Origin of the sequence: Pantoea sp. RSPAM1, from assembly GCF_038816185.1 — a bacterium.
GTDB lineage: Bacteria > Pseudomonadota > Gammaproteobacteria > Enterobacterales > Enterobacteriaceae > Pantoea > Pantoea ananatis.
In genome coordinates this window covers 1,643,584-1,659,387 of record NZ_CP046137.1, presented here as the reverse complement: position 1 = coordinate 1,659,387, position 15,804 = coordinate 1,643,584, and the positions used below count along the sequence as shown (strand labels likewise).

The window sequence follows — 15,804 nt, the reverse complement described above, 5'->3', positions numbered from 1 at the left end:
AATAACCGACGCGGTGAGCGTCGGTTATGTTCTGAATTTGCAGGAGGCGTATTTTGCCCCAACCCAACGCATTATTTCAAGACGTTGTCGCAGAGAATGCAAAAAATTAATCAGGCATTCTTTAACATCCAGTCGATTTCTGTGGCAGTGATTAATCTTTCAAACTGCATTAGCTCATAATTTTTACAGCTAAACCACACTTTGGCAAATTTCTCACCCAGTAATTTTTGTAAAGGATAGCTGCTTTCAAACTCGGCCAGGGCATCACTTTGACGGATGGGTAACGCTAACCCTTCCGCCTCGTGACCGTTGCCTTTAACCGGCTGCGGCAAAGGCAGTTGCGTATCCAGCCCGTGCAACATGCCGGCTAAAATCGCGGACATCACCAGATAGGGGTTAGCATCCGCTCCCGCCACTCGATACTCGATTCGGCGGCTTTCAATATCCCCGCAAGGAATGCGCAACGCCACCGTGCGGTTGTTATGCCCCCACGAGGCCTGCAACGGCACGTACGCCTCTGGGACAAAACGGCGGAAGGCATTGACGTTAGGGGCCAGCAACGCCATGGAGGCCGGCATTAAATCGATCATACCGGCCAGGGTGCGCTTCAGCAGCGGAGAGTCGCTGCCGTCGTCGCAGGCAAAGGCGTTGTGATCGGCCGCGTCCAGCATACTGATGTGTACGTGCATCCCACTGCCCGCATAGTCTTCATAGGGCTTGGCCATAAAGGTGGCGGTCATGCCGTGATTCTCAGCCACCTGCCGGATAAGGCGCTTAAGCTGGATGGCATGATCGCAGGCGCTCAGGACATCCCGGGTGTGATGCAGGTTAATTTCAAACTGCCCCGGTGACGCCTCCGCCAGCGCGCCGTCGGCAGGAATGCCCTGTAGACGAGCCAGGGTATCGATATCCCGTAAGACTTCAGAGAAGTGATCAAGATTGTCCAGAGAATAGACCTGGCTCTGCATATTGCGCTCTTCGCTGCCCGGTGCGCAGGGCGGCTGAATAAAACCTTCCGCGTCGCGCTTTTTATCGACCAGATAGAACTCCAGCTCTACCGCTACCACCGGAAACAGTCCACGGTTACGCAGCTGTTGCCACAGCCGGTTCAGGACATTTCGGGGTTCAACGTCAAAGGGAGTGCCATCTTGGTTGCACATGGTTAGCAGCAGTTGTGCAATGTGTTGCGGATCGGCGGCGGAGGGAACAAGCGTGCCGGGCACAGGAAGGCAAAGGTTATCGGGCTCACCGAGGGATTGCCCCAGTCCGGCCTCTTCAACGGTATTGCCAAGAATATCCATGGCAAAGACTGAGGCGGGAAAGTAGCAGCCCTTTTCCAGCTTAGCCAGCGCGGAGACGGGAATGCGCTTACCGCGAAAAACACCATTTAAATCATTGAGTAAAATATCAACGTACTGAGTTTCTGGGTGGCGCTCCAGCCAGTTTTTAACCTCTTGCTGGAACGCGCTGGTTCGTCTCTCTTCACTGTGCAACGTGAAGTCTTCTACTTCTACCAGGTTAGTCATGATTTCATCCGCCTTTAACCACAAAATGGGAATGCGTAATGCTCAAAAAAACCGCCACATCTCTAACATAGCGCTAACACAAAAAGTGTGCAAATGTAACAAATCTGTTTGAAGATCCGGCAGTGGGTTGCTAGATTGACAAAATATTGCACACTTAACCATCAGATATGCCCTTTTCGTCAAATATTTCGAACAGCTGTTGAGGGGGAAAGATGGGCATTATTTTTGACAAGCCGTTGATCGGCGTAGTGATGTGTCAGACGCATCATCACGGGCATCCGGTTCAGTCAGTGCACAATAAATATCTTGATGCCGTCGTTACCGCCGGTGGCGTGCCGCTTGCGCTGCCTCATCAGCTTATGGCTGCCCCTCATCTATCAGAAAACGCTATGGCTGCGCTGGACGGCATTTTACTGACCGGCAGCCCCAGCAACCTTGAACCCTGGCTATATGGTGAAGCAGGCGAAGAACCCAACGCGGATGCCGGACGGGACCGGCTGGCCTTTAATCTGATTACTCACGCCGTGGGTAAGCAACTCCCGCTCTTTGGCATCTGCCGCGGCATGCAGGAGCTGGTAGTCGCCAACGGCGGCGCACTTTACCGTCATCTTAATCAGCATCCACAGTTTCAGCGCCATCACCACGATGACGCAGCCCCGCTGTCGCAACAGTATGCTCCCGCTCATGATGTGAATATTGAACCCGGAGGGCTACTGGCTGCACTGCTCGGCCCGGCGCCGTTAACCGTGAATTCCGTTCATCATCAGGGGATACGCGAAACCGGGCCACAGCTGCGCATTGAAGCCCGGGCGCCAGATGGCCTGGTTGAGGCGGTCAGCCTCACACGGCATCCTTTTGCGTTGGCAGTACAGTGGCATCCCGAGTGGCAGTTGAAACCTGCAACGCCGTCCTTTGCGCTGTTTAACGGCTTTATCCAGGCCGCGCGACATTATCAACGGAAAAAGCAGCAATGAATGATGCGAATCAGGCGCCCGGACGTCGGCTGTCGCAAATTCGCCAGGCGATGGGATTATCTCAACGGCGCGTCGCTGAACTGGCTGGCCTGACGCACAGTGCCATCAGCACCATCGAGCAGGACAAGGTCAGCCCGGCGGTCAGCACGCTGCAAAAACTGTTGAAAGTTTATGGTCTGTCGCTGTCGGAATTTTTCTCCGAACCTCACAGCCAGGATGCGCCCAACGTGGTTGTCCGGCCCGAGGATCTGCTGGAGATCGGCAGCCAGGGCGTCTCGCTTAAACTGGTTGATAACGGCATGAAAACGCGTGCGTTAGGCATGCTGCTGGAAACCTATCAACCCGGTGCCAGCACGGGCGAAAAATTACGTCATGCCGGCGAAGAGACCGGCACGCTGCTGGAGGGCCAGATTGTACTGGAAGTTAACGGTCAGCAATTTCATCTGACGGCCGGAGAAAGTTATGTGATCGACACGGGCTTGCCGCACAGCTTTACGAATCATGCCGATGTGCCCTGCCGCATCGTCAGTGCCCATACGCCCGCCAATTTTTGACTGGGGCCGTCTGCCAAGGAGCTAAATATGAATTATGTGGAAAATTACTATACCGCAACAATGAATCCACATGCGCCCTGGCCAGTATTACAGGAAAGCATTCAGTGTGACGTCTGCATTATCGGCGCGGGCTTTACCGGCCTGTCAGCCGGTTTGTTTTTAACCGAGGCGGGCTATGATGTGGTACTGCTTGAAGCCGCGCGAGTCGGTTTTGGTGCCAGCGGTCGCAACGGCGGACAGGCTGTGAACTCCTACAGCCGGGACGTGGATGTGATTGAACAGCGTTATGGCAAAGACACCGCGAAAATGCTGGGCAGCATGATGTTTGAAGGCGGGGATATCATCCGCGATCGTATCGATCGTTATGCGATCGCCTGCGACTACCGCCCGGGTGGCATTTTTGCCGCCTTTAATTCTCGTCAGATGGCGCATCTGGCTAAACAAAAAGCGGCCTGGGCGCGCTATGGCAACAATGAGCTGGAACTGCTGGACGAACGGGGCATTCGGCGGGAAGTCGCGACAGAACGCTATGTCGGCGGACTACTCGACAAACGTGGTGCGCATCTGCATCCACTGAATCTGGCGCTGGGCGAAGCCGACGCGATTCGTCGTCACGGCGGACGCATTTATGAGCATTCCGCTGCGTTAAGCGTTGACTATGGTGCGCCAAACCGGGTGAAAACAGCACAAGGTGAAGTGCGCGCCACTTTTCTGATCTTCGCGGGTAACGCCTATTTACCTTCGGAGCTGGAACCACGCCTGAGCCGGAAAAGCATGCCGTGCGGCTCGCAGATAATCGCGACCGAGCCGCTGTCGCGCGATCGGGCGCTTGCGCTGTTACCCAATAACTATTCGGTCGAGGACTGTAACTATCTGCTGGATTATTTCCGCCTGACCGCAGACAACCGCCTGCTATACGGCGGCGGGGTCGTTTATGGCGCGCGGGAACCCGGCGACGTGGAGAAAATGATCCGTCCCAAGATGCTGCGCACCTTTCCGCAGTTGCATAACGTAAAAATTGATTTCGCCTGGAGCGGCAATTTTTTGCTGACGCTGTCGCGCATGCCGCAGTTTGGTCGGCTGGAAAACAACGTGTATTTTATGCAGGGCGACAGCGGTCACGGCGTCACCTGTACTCACCTTTCCGGCAAGCTTATCAGCGAAGTGCTGCGCGGCGATGCGGAGCGCTTCGACGCCTTTGCGAAGCTTCCACATCTGCCCTTCCCTGGCGGACGGCGGTTTAAAGTGCCTCTGACGGCGATGGGCGCCGCCTGGTATGCGCTGCGCGACCGGCTCGGCGTATGAATACCGCTTGACGCGTGCAGGGCAGCGCCAGCGTTATTCCAGCGGCATTTTTTGGGGATCGTCGTAGCGGTACTCAAAACCCAGCTCATGACAGATACGCGAACCGTCTATCAGCTTACCGCTGTCGTCACTCGCCTCTGCGGCGAAAGTCGGCGGCGTCATGCCGAGCTGGCGCGACACGCCGGGATAAAAGTGCGCGCGGGACGGATGTTTCAGAGAGCACAGGTTAAAGGTCCGGCCGCCCCTGGGCGTTTGCAGCAGCAGCATGATCGCTTCCACCACATCATCAAGGTGAACCAGATTGACCCCGTGGGAACCGTTGGGTAGCGCCTGCTTACCGGCCAAAAAACGTCCCGGATGACGCCTGGGCCCCACCAGCCCCGCCAGACGCAGAACATCCACGCTGGTACCGGGCAGATCGTGCAGCCAGTTTTCCAGATCCACCAGCGTTTTGCCCGCTGTGGTTTCCGGCTGCAGCAGGCTTTTTTCCGTTTTGATCCCCGAACTGCCGCCGTAGACGGAGGTTGAGCTGGTGAAAATAATGCGCGGTACGCTATGGGCCAACGCCGTATCTACCACGTTTTGTACCGCCTGGACGTAGGCGTCCCCGCCCTCTGCCGTGCGGCTGGCGGGTAAGGTGACGACCAGGGCGTCAACGTCGAACAGCACATCCAGATCTTCAGCATCGCAGATAAGGTCGGGCGTCAGTTCCAGTTGAAACGCGTCTAACCCGCAGCGACGGGCCGCGTCAACGCCATCCGGCGTGGTTTTGCTGCCAGTCACCTGCCAGCCTCGAGCGCTCAACGCCATGGCTAACGGCATGCCCAGCCAACCCAGTCCTACTATTGCGACCTTTTTCATGTTGTCTCCTGCTGCAGACTCAAAGATTCTTTCATCTTAAGCTCCCCCTGAGTTGCAAACCAGTTCAAAGTGTTTCGGCGCTTTGCGAATATCAACATTAAAAAAGAGTTGCCAATTTCAACTATCTTCGTTAGGTTAATTCCACACAAATGAATAATATTTCATTAAACGAGAATTTTATGACACGCGTTCAGTTCAACCATCATCACCACCATCACCCTGACTAGTCTTTCAGGCGATGTGTGCTGGAAGACGTCTAGGATCTTCCAGTGGTGCGAACGCAAGAGAACCCCCGGAAGATCGTCTTCCGGGGGTTTTTTTATGGGCTGACGCAAATCAATCATTCAGGACAGGTCAATCAAGGGGACAGGAACGATGTTAGACAATAGCCGTTTACGCATAGCTATGCAGAAATCAGGTCGATTAAGCGATGATTCACGCGAACTGCTGGCGCGCTGCGGTATCAAAATTAATCTCCAGCAGCAGCGTCTCATCGCCTTTGCGGAAAATATGCCCATTGATATCCTGCGGGTGCGCGATGACGATATTCCGGGACTGGTAATGGACGGCGTAGTGGATCTGGGCATTATCGGCGAGAACGTGCTGGAAGAAGAGATGCTGGACCGCCGCGCTCAGGGCGAAGACCCGCGTTACTTCACGCTGCGTCGCCTGGATTTTGGCGGCTGCCGCCTGTCGCTGGCGATGCCGGTTGATGACGAATATACCGGCCCACAGTGCCTGAATAACGCCCGTATCGCCACCTCCTATCCTCACCTGTTAAAGCAGTACCTCGACAAGCAAGGCATCAATTTTAAATCCTGTTTATTAAACGGTTCGGTCGAAGTGGCCCCGCGTGCCGGTCTGGCCGACGCCATCTGTGATCTGGTCTCCACCGGCGCGACGCTGGAAGCGAACGGCCTGCGCGAAGTCGAAGTCATCTATCGCTCGAAAGCCGTGCTGATTCAGCGCGACGGCGAGATGCCAGCGGCTAAGCAGGAGCTGATTGATAAGATGATGACCCGTATTCAGGGCGTGATTAAAGCGCGCGAATCCAAATACATCATGCTGCACGCGCCGAGTGAGCGTCTGGAAGACGTGATCAGCCTGCTGCCTGGTGCCGAGCGCCCTACCGTTCTGCCGCTGGCGGGCGATGTCAGCCGCGTGGCGATGCACATGGTAAGCAGTGAAACGCTGTTCTGGGAAACCATGGAAAAACTCAAAGCGCTGGGTGCCAGCTCAATTCTGGTGTTGCCAATCGAAAAAATGCTGGAGTAAACGATGAGCAGAATCATGACGCCCGTGAACTGGGAAGCCTGCAGCAGCGAGGCGCAGCAGGCGCTGCTGGCACGCCCTGCGCTCGCCTCGTCTGAGAGCATTAGCCAGATCGTGCGCGATGTGTTGGTCAGAGTGAAAGAGGAAGGCGATGCGGCTTTGCGAGAATTCAGCGCGCGCTTTGACAAGGTTGAAACAGACGACCTGCGCGTTACGCCACAGCAGATGCAGGCGGCCAGCGATCGCCTTAGTGACGCGCTGAAACAGGCGATGGCCGTGGCCATTGGCAATATTGAAACCTTTCACCGTGCGCAGATCCTGCCGCCAGTGGATGTGGAAACGCAGCCCGGCGTGCGCTGTCAGCAAATTACGCGCCCGATGAAATCGGTAGGCTTATATATTCCGGGCGGTTCTGCTCCGCTGTTTTCTACCGTTCTGATGCTGGCTACTCCGGCGCGTATTGCAGGCTGTGGTCGCGTGGTGCTGTGCTCGCCCCCGCCGATTGCTGATGAAATTCTCTATGCGGCCAAACTTTGCGGTGTGGAAGAAGTGTTCCAGGTGGGGGGATCACAGGCGATTGCCGCCCTGGCCTTTGGCACCGAAACCATCCCGAAAGTGGACAAAATTTTTGGTCCGGGTAACGCATGGGTTACCGAAGCCAAACGCCAGGTCAGCCAGCGTCTTGATGGCGCGGCGATTGATATGCCCGCCGGCCCGTCGGAAGTGCTGGTGATTGCTGATGAAGGCGCTACGCCGGCCTTCGTTGCCTCTGATCTGCTGTCGCAGGCGGAACACGGCCCTGACTCGCAGGTGATTTTACTGACCCCGTCGCTGGCGCTGGCCGAGCGCGTCGCCGAGGCGGTGGAGGATCAGCTGGCCCTGTTGCCACGTGCGGCGACAGCCCGCCAGGCACTGGAAAGCAGCCGACTGATCGTCGCCCGGGACATGCAGCAATGCATTGCGATCTCCAACCGTTATGGTCCGGAGCACCTGATTCTGCAAACCCGCACGCCACGCGATCTGGTGGAACAGATTACCAGCGCCGGTTCGGTTTTCCTGGGCGACTGGTCACCGGAATCCGCAGGCGATTATGCTTCGGGCACCAACCACGTGCTGCCGACCTACGGCTATACCGCGACCTGCTCCAGCCTGGGCCTGGCCGACTTTCAGAAACGCATGACGGTACAGGAGCTGACTCCGCAGGGCTTCCTGAACCTGGCGGCGACCATCGAAACCCTGGCGGCCGCTGAACAGCTGCATGCCCACAAAAATGCCGTCACCTTGCGCGTTGCCGCACTTAAGGAGCAAGCATGAGTCTGGAAATTGAACAGCTGGCACGCGCTAACGTGCGTGCGCTGACGCCCTATCAGTCAGCTCGCCGCCTGGGGGGCAATGGCGATGTCTGGCTGAATGCCAACGAATTTCCGCTGCCGGTGCCCTTCGAGCTGTCGCAGCAAACCCTGAATCGCTACCCGGAGTGCCAGCCCAAACAGGTTATCAACCGCTATGCGGCCTATGCCGGGCTTACGCCAGAGCAGGTACTGGTCAGCCGTGGCGCAGATGAAGGCATTGAGCTGCTGATGCGTGCCTTCTGCGAGCCAGGCAAAGATGCCATTCTTTTCTGCCCGCCGACCTATGGCATGTACAGCGTCAGTGCCGAAACCATCGGCATTGAATACCGTACCGTTCCGGCGCGGGAAGACTGGCAGTTAAACCTGCCCGCCATCGCCGAACAGCTGGACGGCGTGAAAGTCGTCTATATGTGCAGCCCGAATAATCCCACCGGTAACCTGATCGATCAGGACACTATCCGTCAGCTACTGGCTATGACCGCCGGCAAAGCCCTGGTAGTGGCGGATGAAGCCTATATTGAATTCTGTCCCGAGGCGACGCTGGCGGGCTGGTTAAAGGATTACCCGCACCTGGTGATCCTGCGTACGTTATCAAAAGCCTTCGCGCTGGCGGGCCTGCGCTGTGGCTTTACGCTGGCCAATAAGACGGTTATCGATCTGCTGATGAAAGTGATTGCGCCCTATCCGCTTGCCACCCCGGTCGCCGACGTGGCAGGCCAGGCATTGAGCGAAGAAGGCATTGCCCTGATGCGTCAGCACGTAGGTGAGCTGAATGCCAATCGCAGCTGGCTGTTTGAGCAGTTACCGCGGATTCGCGCGGTGGAGCAGGTATTTCCCAGCGAAACCAACTATATTTTGGTGCGCTTTACTGACTCGCCCAGGGTATTTAAAACCTTGTGGGATCAGGGCATTATTTTGCGTGACCAAAACAAGAACCCCGGCCTTGCAGGCTGTCTGCGTATCTCTGTAGGAACCCGAACAGAGTGCGAGCGCCTGATCGCCGCGCTGCAAGCCTTATCTCTGGAGTAAGCATGAGTCAGAAGACCCTTTTTATTGACCGCGACGGCACGATTATCTCTGAACCTCCGCAGGATTTTCAGGTAGATCGGATGGATAAGCTGGCGTTCGAACCTGATGTCGTCCCCGCCTTGCTGGCATTACAGGACGCAGGCTATCAGCTGGTCATGATCACCAATCAGGACGGCCTGGGCACGGACAGTTTTCCTCAGGCCGATTTTGATGGCCCGCATAATCTGATGATGCAGATTCTGGCTTCCCAGGGCATTCGCTTTCGCGATATTTTGATCTGTCCCCATAAGCCAGAAGATGACTGCGACTGCCGCAAGCCAAAAACCAAAATGGTGGAAGCCTGGCTGGCAGAAGGCGCTCTCGACATGTCTCAGAGCTATGTGATTGGCGACCGTCAGACCGATATTCAGCTGGCCGAGAATATGGGCATTCAGGGTATCCGCTATGGTGCAGAAGGTCAGGACTGGAAGGCCATTCAGCAGCAGCTGACGCAACGCGATCGTTACGCACTGGTGCAGCGCAACACCAAAGAAACCCAGGTTCGCGTTGAACTGTGGCTGGATCGCGAAGGCGGCAGCAAGATTAACACCGGTGTGGGCTTCTTTGACCACATGCTGGATCAGATTGCGGTGCACGGCGGCTTTCGCATGAATATCGAAGTGAAAGGCGATCTGTATATCGACGACCACCACACGGTTGAGGATACCGGCCTTGCGCTGGGCGAGGCATTGCTGAAAGCGCTGGGCGACAAGCGCGGCATTGGCCGTTTTGGTTTTGTGCTGCCAATGGACGAGTGCCTGGCGCGCTGCGCGCTGGATATCTCTGGTCGTCCACATATCGAATTTAAAGCCGAATTCAGCTACCAGCGCGTGGGGGATCTCAGCACGGAGATGGTGGAACATTTCTTCAGTTCACTGTCCTACGCCATGATGAGCACCCTGCATCTCAAGACGAAAGGTAAAAACGACCATCACCGCGTAGAGAGCTTGTTTAAAGCCTTTGGCCGCACGCTGCGCCAGGCCATTCGCGTTGAGGGAAATACCCTGCCGAGCTCGAAAGGAGTGCTCTGATGAACGTGGTGATCCTGGATACGGGCTGTGCCAACCTGTCGTCGGTCAAATGGGCTGTTGAGCGCCTGGGCTACGCGCCGGAAGTCAGCCGTCATCCTGACGTGGTATTGCGCGCCGATAAGCTGTTTTTGCCGGGCGTGGGAACCGCGCAGGCCGCGATGAATCAGCTGCAGGAGCGCGAGCTGATTGAGCTGGTCAAGGCCTGTACGCAACCGGTATTGGGTATTTGTCTGGGTATGCAACTGCTGGGCAGTCACAGTGAAGAGAACGGCGGGGTGCCGACGCTGGGCATTATCGACCATCCTGTCTCGTTAATGGATACACAGGGATTACCGCTTCCCCACATGGGCTGGAATCAGATAACCGCTCAGGCGGGCAATCATCTGTTCCGCGGCATCGACGAAGGCAGCTATTTCTATTTCGTCCACAGCTATGCCATGCCGGTGAATGCCAGCACGATTGCCCAGTGCCACTATGGCCAGGCCTTTACCGCCGCAGTGCAGAAAGATAACTTCTTTGGCGTGCAGTTCCACCCGGAACGCTCTGGCAAAGTGGGCGCACAGTTGCTGAAAAACTTCCTGGAGATGTAATGATTATCCCCGCTTTAGATTTAATCGATGGCAAGGTCGTTCGCCTCCATCAAGGTGATTATGCGCAACAGCGTGATTACGGCAGCGATCCGCTGCCCCGGTTGCAGGACTACGCCGGCCAGGGTGCAACGGTATTGCACCTTGTTGACCTCACCGGTGCCAAAGATCCGGCTAAACGCCAGATTGCCTTACTGAAGACGTTGCTCAACGGCGTTGAGGCGGTCGTGCAGGTTGGCGGCGGTATTCGCAATCGGGATGACGTAAAAGCGTTGCTGGATGCTGGCGCCAGCCGGGTGGTGGTCGGTTCGACTGCCGTCAAACAGCCTGAGGAAGTCAAAGCCTGGTTTAACGAATTTGGTCCGGACGCCATCGTGCTGGCGCTGGACGTGCGCATCGACGCGGCGAACCGCAAAGAGGTCGCCATCAGCGGCTGGCAGGAAGCAGCGGGTGTGACGCTGGAAGAGGTCATCGAACAGTTTCAACCCGTTGGCCTGAAGCATGTTCTGTGCACGGATATTTCCCGTGACGGTACGCTCAGCGGCTCGAACGTCGACCTGTATAAAGAAGTGACCGCACGTTTTCCACAGATCGCGTTTCAGTCTTCGGGCGGTATTGGTGAACTCAGTGACATTGCCGCCTTACGCGGCAGCGGCGTTCAGGGCGTGATTGTCGGACGTGCGCTGCTGGAAGGCAAATTTACAGTTTCGGAGGCAATAGCATGCTGGCAAAACGGATAATTCCCTGTCTTGATGTACGCGACGGTCAGGTGGTTAAGGGCGTTCAGTTTCGCAACCATGAAATTATTGGCGATATCGTGCCGCTGGCGCAGCGCTATGCGGAAGAAGGTGCCGATGAACTGGTGTTTTATGATATCACTGCCTCATCGGACGACCGCGTGGTAGACAAAAGCTGGGTTTCACGCGTGGCGGAGGTTATCGACATTCCTTTCTGTGTGGCCGGCGGCATTAAAACCCCGGAAGATGCGGCCCGGATTCTGGAGTTTGGCGCGGATAAAATCTCCATCAACTCCCCTGCTCTGGCCGATCCTTCGTTGATTACCCGCCTGGCTGACCGCTTTGGCGTGCAGTGCATTGTGGTAGGCATTGATACCTGGTTCGATGATGCCAGTGGTAAATATCATGTTAACCAGTATACGGGCGATGAATCCCGGACGCGCGTCACCCAATGGGAAACGCTGGACTGGGTACAGGAAGTGCAAAAGCTGGGCGCAGGCGAAATTGTCCTGAATATGATGAATCAGGACGGCGTACGCAACGGCTATGACCTGGTGCAGCTCAAGAAAGTCCGTGACGTGTGCAAGGTGCCGCTGATTGCTTCTGGCGGCGCCGGTACCCTGGCCCACTTCCTTGAGGCCTTTGAGCAGGCCAACGTTGACGGTGCCCTTGCGGCCTCGGTGTTTCACAAACAGATTATTAATATCGGCGAGCTGAAACGCTTTCTGATCGACAACGGTGTGGAGATTCGCGCGTGTTAACTGAACAACAGCTGTCCCGGTTAGACTGGGAAAAGACCCAAGGCATGATGCCGGTTATCGTCCAGCACAACGTGTCGGGTGAAGTTCTGATGCACGGTTATATGAATCAGGATGCGCTGAATAAAACCCTGCAGGACGGTAACGTGACGTTTTTCTCACGCACCAAAAACCGCTTGTGGACCAAGGGTGAAACCTCAGGCCACTTTTTGCAGGTCGTCAGCATCACGCCGGACTGCGACAACGACACGTTGCTGGTGCTGGCGAATCCGATTGGCCCAACCTGCCACTTAGGCACCTCCAGCTGCTTCTCGCCTGCAGCACCGGACTGGACGTTCCTGTATCAGTTGGAACAACTGCTGGCGTCACGCAAAAGCGCCGACCCGGAAAGCTCTTACACCGCGAAACTCTATGCCAGCGGCACCAAGCGCATCGCGCAGAAAGTCGGTGAAGAAGGCGTGGAAACCGCGCTGGCGGCGACGGTGAACGATCGCGAAGAGCTGACTAACGAAGCCTCGGATCTGATCTATCATCTGCTGGTTCTGCTACAGGACCAGGATTTAGATCTCAGCACCATCATCAGTAATCTGCGCGCCCGTCATCAATAACGGTGCAATATACTGCTCAGAATTCCACTTTCATGCGGATTCTGAGCAGCATCCTTCTCAAAAAATTAATTAAACGCTATTATTGAGCATAATGTTGCTCAACAGGAGTTGTCATGCTCACACTCCAGCTGTTTATTAAGGGCCGCTGGCATGATGCTGCCCAGCTCAATATCCAACATCCCCACCAGGGACGTGAAAGCCCCGCTTTACTCGCCTATAACTTTGACTACGCTGTTGATTATCTTGATCGGAAAGATTATGCCAGCTGCAGTCTGAATTACCCGGTCATGCTTATCGGCAGCTATGCGGCGCGTCCGTGGTTTACCTTTCTGGATGACATTATGCCTGCAGGTGCCAGTAGACGTTACTGGATTCAGCAGCTTGGATTACAGGGAAAATCTGCCGCTGAGCAGGATTTCTGGTTGCTGAAATCTGGCACAATTGCACCAGTAGGAAACCAGCGCATCAAAGAGTCGATACCCGCGTTACCCGCGCAAAGTCAGCTACGTGACCGACGTTTTCCGTCTGAATGGGCCATCGAACGTGACAGTGATTTTCTGGCGTACGCTCAGCAAATGGGTGCAGCCAGCGGTGGAGCGACCGGGGCTGGCGGTGAAGCGCCAAAACTCTTATTGCGCTATACGCCACAGGATGAGGTATGGATAGATACCTGGCAGGATGATGTACACAATCAGGATGCGCATTATCTGGTGAAGTATCCGCGCGGTGCGCGCAGCGCGATCGATTGCGACATACTTCGCGCCGAATACCACTACTATCATGAATTAGCGTCGATGGGTTTCGACACCATTCCCTGTGAAAACATGAAGTTGTGTGAAGGTAGCCGTTATCCTTCCTTATGGTTACCCCGCTTTGATGTGTCTTACATCGCGGGCGAAAAAATGATGTACGGCCTGGAATCTGTCTATTCAATAATGCGAAAACCGCCAGGCAGCTACCTCAATCATTTTGAGGTAATTAGCACGCTGATTACACACCTTAATCCTGACAGACGCGCGCAAGAGGCGTTCGTCATTGAGTGGGTAAAACGTGACATGCTGAATATTGCGTTTGGCAATTCTGATAATCATGGTCGTAACAGCGCGATTCTGAAAAAGGACACCGGCATGTGGCTTGCACCCATCTATGATTTTGCGCCGATGAAAGCGGATCCTGAAGGCGTGGTACGCACGACGCAATGGGGGGCGCCTTTTGAGGAGGGGGGACAATATCAATGGCAACAGATTGCTGCCGCATTGGATGACCTGGTGCCATCAGACAGATTACTGGCTGAACTGGCCGTACTGGCCCGACAGCTTATCGGACTCAAAGAGCGTCTGCTTCAGCGAGGTATACCAGCATCGATTCTGACTATGCCGGCTCTTGGCTTTGATTATCTGGATCAGCGTATTGAAGGCTGGCAACTATGAAGAAAACGCTGTCACCGTTTGAACGCGAGGCAATGCTGCTAAACCTTCTTCAGCAGTTTCTTGAAGAAAAATTGTCACAGGGTGAACTCCTGATGCAGCTTCGCAAAAACGTGCTGGGATTTTCACAAGAACGCTATGCAGCGCTGGCAGGGATTAGCCGCCGGACACTATCAGATATCGAGCAGGACAGAGAAAATACAACCCTGAGTACGCTCAACCGGGCCTTAAGACCGCTGGGTCTGAAAACTGGCGTGCTACCGCGTCAACCACATATGCTGCAGACACTGATGCTGCAACTCACTGCTCAGGAAGAGAACCGTGACTACTCATGAAAAATTAATTGCCCTACTCGACCAAAATCGCGCACGTTATCGCCTGATGCAGCACGAAGCGACCGGCAAATGTGAAGCCGTCGCAACGATTCGCGGCACGGAAATCGGTCAGGGAGCAAAGGCGTTGGTGTGCCATGTAAAAGGCAATGGGATTAGACAGCATGTTCTGGCGGTACTGCCCGCCGACCAGCAGGCCGACCTCACTAAAGTGGCCATAGCGGTGGGAGGTCGTCGGGCATCCCTTGCCTCGCCTGCGGAGGTCGATGCGCTGACGGGCTGCGTATTTGGCGCGATTCCCCCGTTTAGCTTTCATCCTGATTTACTTTTGATTGTCGATCCGCTGCTGTTTGCACGTTACGATGAGATTGCGTTTAATGCGGGCGTGCTGGACCACTCAGTGATCCTGAACATCCAGGATTACCGTGCACTTTGTGGGGCTAAAACTGTGAAAATCATCCTCTAATTGCCATCACCCCGGTCGGAGGGTACTCTGCGTAATACAACATTACGACAACAGAAGACCTTAACTATGGCAACGAAAACCCTCAAAATTCGCCTGCGCGCTGCGCTGGTACTGGCCGTGCTTGCTGGTTGCGCCTTCAGCGCACAGGCAAAAATCGAACAGGTCCGCTTCGCCGTCGATCCCACCTATCCGCCTTTTGAATCAAAAACCCCGCAGGGCAAACTGGTGGGATTTGATATCGACTTAGGCAACGCCCTGTGTACACAAATGCAGGCGAAGTGCGTGTGGGTGGAAAGTCAGTTCGACGGCATGATCCCGGCGCTTAAAGCCCGTAAATTCGATGCCATCCTGTCTGATATGGGCATTACAGAAGAGCGTTTGAAGCAAATCGACTTTACCCAGCCGCTTTACGATACCCACGCTCAGCTTATCGCACGCAAAGGGTCTGGCCTGTTACCGACACCGGAATCGCTGAAAGGGAAAACGGTGGGTGTTGAACAGGGCACGGTGCAGGAACGTTATGCCCGCGCAAAATGGCAGCCGCATGGCGTGACTGTGGTGCCTTACGGCGATCAGGCTCAGGTGGAAAGCGATTTAGTGGCCGGACGCCTCGACGCGGTCTTTACCGACGCGGCGCAGGCCGCCAATGGTTTTCTGAAACAGCCGCAGGGCAAAGATTTTGCGCTGGCAGGCCCGATTGTTCAGGATCCGATTATTGGACCGGGCACGGCGATTGGTCTGCGTAAAGGGGATGCCGAGCTAAAGACCGCGCTGGATACAGCCTTTGATGAAATCAAGAAAAACGGCACCTTTGATAAGATTCAGAAGCGCTATTTCTCAACCGATATTTCGATTCAGAAGTAACGTCACGGCGGCCTTTTTCGCTCTCCTGCCTGTGCAGGGCTATACTCAATGACTTTATGGGCGGCCCTTGCCGCCCTGAACC

Annotated in this window: 18 protein-coding genes and 1 other annotated feature; of the genes, 16 read left to right on the top strand and 2 right to left on the bottom strand. The window is 55.4% G+C overall.

The window, feature by feature from the left end; all coding sequences use genetic code 11:
• Positions 1-110: 110 nt before the first annotated feature.
• Complete coding sequence (locus GKC68_RS08285) at positions 111-1,529, bottom strand: glutamine synthetase family protein (protein ID WP_196247068.1); 1,419 nt, start codon at positions 1,527-1,529, stop codon at positions 111-113.
• A 209-nt stretch (positions 1,530-1,738) separates the two neighbouring features.
• Between GKC68_RS08285 and puuD the strand changes: the two genes are divergently transcribed.
• The 3 genes from puuD to GKC68_RS08270 are packed head-to-tail and all read left to right on the top strand — an operon-like array spanning position 1,739 to position 4,359.
• Positions 1,739-2,500: a gamma-glutamyl-gamma-aminobutyrate hydrolase gene (gene puuD, locus GKC68_RS08280; RefSeq protein WP_342656746.1), complete on the top strand. Its 762-nt coding sequence runs from the start codon at positions 1,739-1,741 to the stop codon at positions 2,498-2,500.
• On the top strand, positions 2,497-3,054 hold the full coding sequence (puuR, locus tag GKC68_RS08275; protein ID WP_058705954.1) for an HTH-type transcriptional regulator PuuR: 558 nt from the start codon (positions 2,497-2,499) through the stop codon (positions 3,052-3,054). Before puuD ends, puuR begins: the two co-directional genes overlap by 4 nt.
• A gap of 27 nt (positions 3,055-3,081) precedes the next feature.
• The gene (locus GKC68_RS08270; protein WP_028724846.1) at positions 3,082-4,359 is read left to right on the top strand and encodes an FAD-binding oxidoreductase; all 1,278 of its coding nucleotides are present in this window, start codon (positions 3,082-3,084) and stop codon (positions 4,357-4,359) included.
• 33 nt (positions 4,360-4,392) lie between these two features.
• Here GKC68_RS08270 and GKC68_RS08265 read toward each other — a convergent pair whose 3' ends face one another.
• Positions 4,393-5,220, bottom strand: a complete 828-nt coding sequence (locus tag GKC68_RS08265) for an SDR family oxidoreductase (RefSeq protein ID WP_089528751.1) — start codon at positions 5,218-5,220, stop codon at positions 4,393-4,395.
• A 179-nt stretch (positions 5,221-5,399) separates the two neighbouring features.
• On the opposite strand from GKC68_RS08265, the gene hisL reads away from it, so the two are divergent.
• The 13 genes from hisL to GKC68_RS08200 all read left to right on the top strand — a co-directional run bounded on the left by hisL (position 5,400) and on the right by GKC68_RS08200 (position 15,722).
• Positions 5,400-5,447: a his operon leader peptide gene (hisL, locus tag GKC68_RS08260; protein WP_100396937.1), complete on the top strand. Its 48-nt coding sequence runs from the start codon at positions 5,400-5,402 to the stop codon at positions 5,445-5,447.
• Positions 5,423-5,543, top strand: a sequence feature (His leader region). It overlaps the preceding gene by 25 nt.
• A 52-nt stretch (positions 5,544-5,595) precedes the next feature.
• Positions 5,596-6,495 carry an ATP phosphoribosyltransferase gene (gene hisG / locus GKC68_RS08255; RefSeq protein WP_013026346.1) on the top strand — a complete coding sequence of 300 codons (900 nt, stop codon included), beginning with the start codon at positions 5,596-5,598 and terminating at the stop codon, positions 6,493-6,495.
• A gap of 3 nt (positions 6,496-6,498) precedes the next feature.
• The gene (hisD, locus tag GKC68_RS08250) at positions 6,499-7,806 is read left to right on the top strand and encodes a histidinol dehydrogenase (RefSeq protein WP_058705956.1); all 1,308 of its coding nucleotides are present in this window, start codon (positions 6,499-6,501) and stop codon (positions 7,804-7,806) included.
• The gene (gene hisC, locus GKC68_RS08245) at positions 7,803-8,873 is read left to right on the top strand and encodes a histidinol-phosphate transaminase (RefSeq protein ID WP_110957134.1); all 1,071 of its coding nucleotides are present in this window, start codon (positions 7,803-7,805) and stop codon (positions 8,871-8,873) included. Before hisD ends, hisC begins: the two co-directional genes overlap by 4 nt.
• 2 nt (positions 8,874-8,875) lie before the next feature.
• Positions 8,876-9,943, top strand: a complete 1,068-nt coding sequence (gene hisB, locus GKC68_RS08240; protein ID WP_047714375.1) for a bifunctional histidinol-phosphatase/imidazoleglycerol-phosphate dehydratase HisB — start codon at positions 8,876-8,878, stop codon at positions 9,941-9,943.
• The gene (hisH, locus tag GKC68_RS08235) at positions 9,943-10,533 is read left to right on the top strand and encodes an imidazole glycerol phosphate synthase subunit HisH (protein ID WP_014594059.1); all 591 of its coding nucleotides are present in this window, start codon (positions 9,943-9,945) and stop codon (positions 10,531-10,533) included. The genes hisB and hisH overlap by 1 nt, the downstream gene beginning before the upstream one ends.
• Positions 10,533-11,270, top strand: a complete 738-nt coding sequence (hisA, locus tag GKC68_RS08230; RefSeq protein ID WP_047714376.1) for a 1-(5-phosphoribosyl)-5-[(5-phosphoribosylamino)methylideneamino]imidazole-4-carboxamide isomerase — start codon at positions 10,533-10,535, stop codon at positions 11,268-11,270. The genes hisH and hisA overlap by 1 nt, the downstream gene beginning before the upstream one ends.
• Positions 11,252-12,028 carry an imidazole glycerol phosphate synthase subunit HisF gene (gene hisF, locus GKC68_RS08225; protein WP_028724852.1) on the top strand — a complete coding sequence of 259 codons (777 nt, stop codon included), beginning with the start codon at positions 11,252-11,254 and terminating at the stop codon, positions 12,026-12,028. The genes hisA and hisF overlap by 19 nt, the downstream gene beginning before the upstream one ends.
• Positions 12,022-12,633 carry a bifunctional phosphoribosyl-AMP cyclohydrolase/phosphoribosyl-ATP diphosphatase HisIE gene (gene hisIE / locus GKC68_RS08220; protein ID WP_028724853.1) on the top strand — a complete coding sequence of 204 codons (612 nt, stop codon included), beginning with the start codon at positions 12,022-12,024 and terminating at the stop codon, positions 12,631-12,633. Before hisF ends, hisIE begins: the two co-directional genes overlap by 7 nt.
• A gap of 113 nt (positions 12,634-12,746) precedes the next feature.
• Positions 12,747-14,063: a HipA domain-containing protein gene (locus tag GKC68_RS08215; protein ID WP_028724854.1), complete on the top strand. Its 1,317-nt coding sequence runs from the start codon at positions 12,747-12,749 to the stop codon at positions 14,061-14,063.
• Entirely contained in the window at positions 14,060-14,395 is a 336-nt protein-coding gene (locus GKC68_RS08210) for a helix-turn-helix domain-containing protein (protein WP_014594063.1), read from the top strand. Before GKC68_RS08215 ends, GKC68_RS08210 begins: the two co-directional genes overlap by 4 nt.
• Positions 14,382-14,858 (top strand): YbaK/prolyl-tRNA synthetase associated domain-containing protein, encoded by a 477-nt coding sequence (locus GKC68_RS08205; protein ID WP_080687779.1) that lies wholly within the window; start codon positions 14,382-14,384, stop codon positions 14,856-14,858. Before GKC68_RS08210 ends, GKC68_RS08205 begins: the two co-directional genes overlap by 14 nt.
• 66 nt (positions 14,859-14,924) lie before the next feature.
• Positions 14,925-15,722: an ABC transporter substrate-binding protein gene (locus GKC68_RS08200; RefSeq protein WP_047714377.1), complete on the top strand. Its 798-nt coding sequence runs from the start codon at positions 14,925-14,927 to the stop codon at positions 15,720-15,722.
• Positions 15,723-15,804 lie beyond the last annotated feature (82 nt).

What these genes read in the sequence shown, in the direction of transcription:
- puuD (WP_342656746.1), top strand. Translation starts at nt 1,739, where the DNA reads ATGGGCATTATTTTTGACAAGCCGTTGATCGGCGTAGTGATGTGTCAG.
- puuR (WP_058705954.1), top strand. Translation starts at nt 2,497, where the DNA reads ATGAATGATGCGAATCAGGCGCCCGGACGTCGGCTGTCGCAAATTCGC.
- GKC68_RS08270 (WP_028724846.1), top strand. Translation starts at nt 3,082, where the DNA reads ATGAATTATGTGGAAAATTACTATACCGCAACAATGAATCCACATGCG.
- GKC68_RS08265 (WP_089528751.1), bottom strand. Translation starts at nt 5,220, where the DNA reads ATGAAAAAGGTCGCAATAGTAGGACTGGGTTGGCTGGGCATGCCGTTA.
- hisG (WP_013026346.1), top strand. Translation starts at nt 5,596, where the DNA reads ATGTTAGACAATAGCCGTTTACGCATAGCTATGCAGAAATCAGGTCGA.
- hisD (WP_058705956.1), top strand. Translation starts at nt 6,499, where the DNA reads ATGAGCAGAATCATGACGCCCGTGAACTGGGAAGCCTGCAGCAGCGAG.
- hisC (WP_110957134.1), top strand. Translation starts at nt 7,803, where the DNA reads ATGAGTCTGGAAATTGAACAGCTGGCACGCGCTAACGTGCGTGCGCTG.
- hisB (WP_047714375.1), top strand. Translation starts at nt 8,876, where the DNA reads ATGAGTCAGAAGACCCTTTTTATTGACCGCGACGGCACGATTATCTCT.
- hisH (WP_014594059.1), top strand. Translation starts at nt 9,943, where the DNA reads ATGAACGTGGTGATCCTGGATACGGGCTGTGCCAACCTGTCGTCGGTC.
- hisA (WP_047714376.1), top strand. Translation starts at nt 10,533, where the DNA reads ATGATTATCCCCGCTTTAGATTTAATCGATGGCAAGGTCGTTCGCCTC.
- hisF (WP_028724852.1), top strand. Translation starts at nt 11,252, where the DNA reads ATGCTGGCAAAACGGATAATTCCCTGTCTTGATGTACGCGACGGTCAG.
- GKC68_RS08215 (WP_028724854.1), top strand. Translation starts at nt 12,747, where the DNA reads ATGCTCACACTCCAGCTGTTTATTAAGGGCCGCTGGCATGATGCTGCC.
- GKC68_RS08210 (WP_014594063.1), top strand. Translation starts at nt 14,060, where the DNA reads ATGAAGAAAACGCTGTCACCGTTTGAACGCGAGGCAATGCTGCTAAAC.
- GKC68_RS08200 (WP_047714377.1), top strand. Translation starts at nt 14,925, where the DNA reads ATGGCAACGAAAACCCTCAAAATTCGCCTGCGCGCTGCGCTGGTACTG.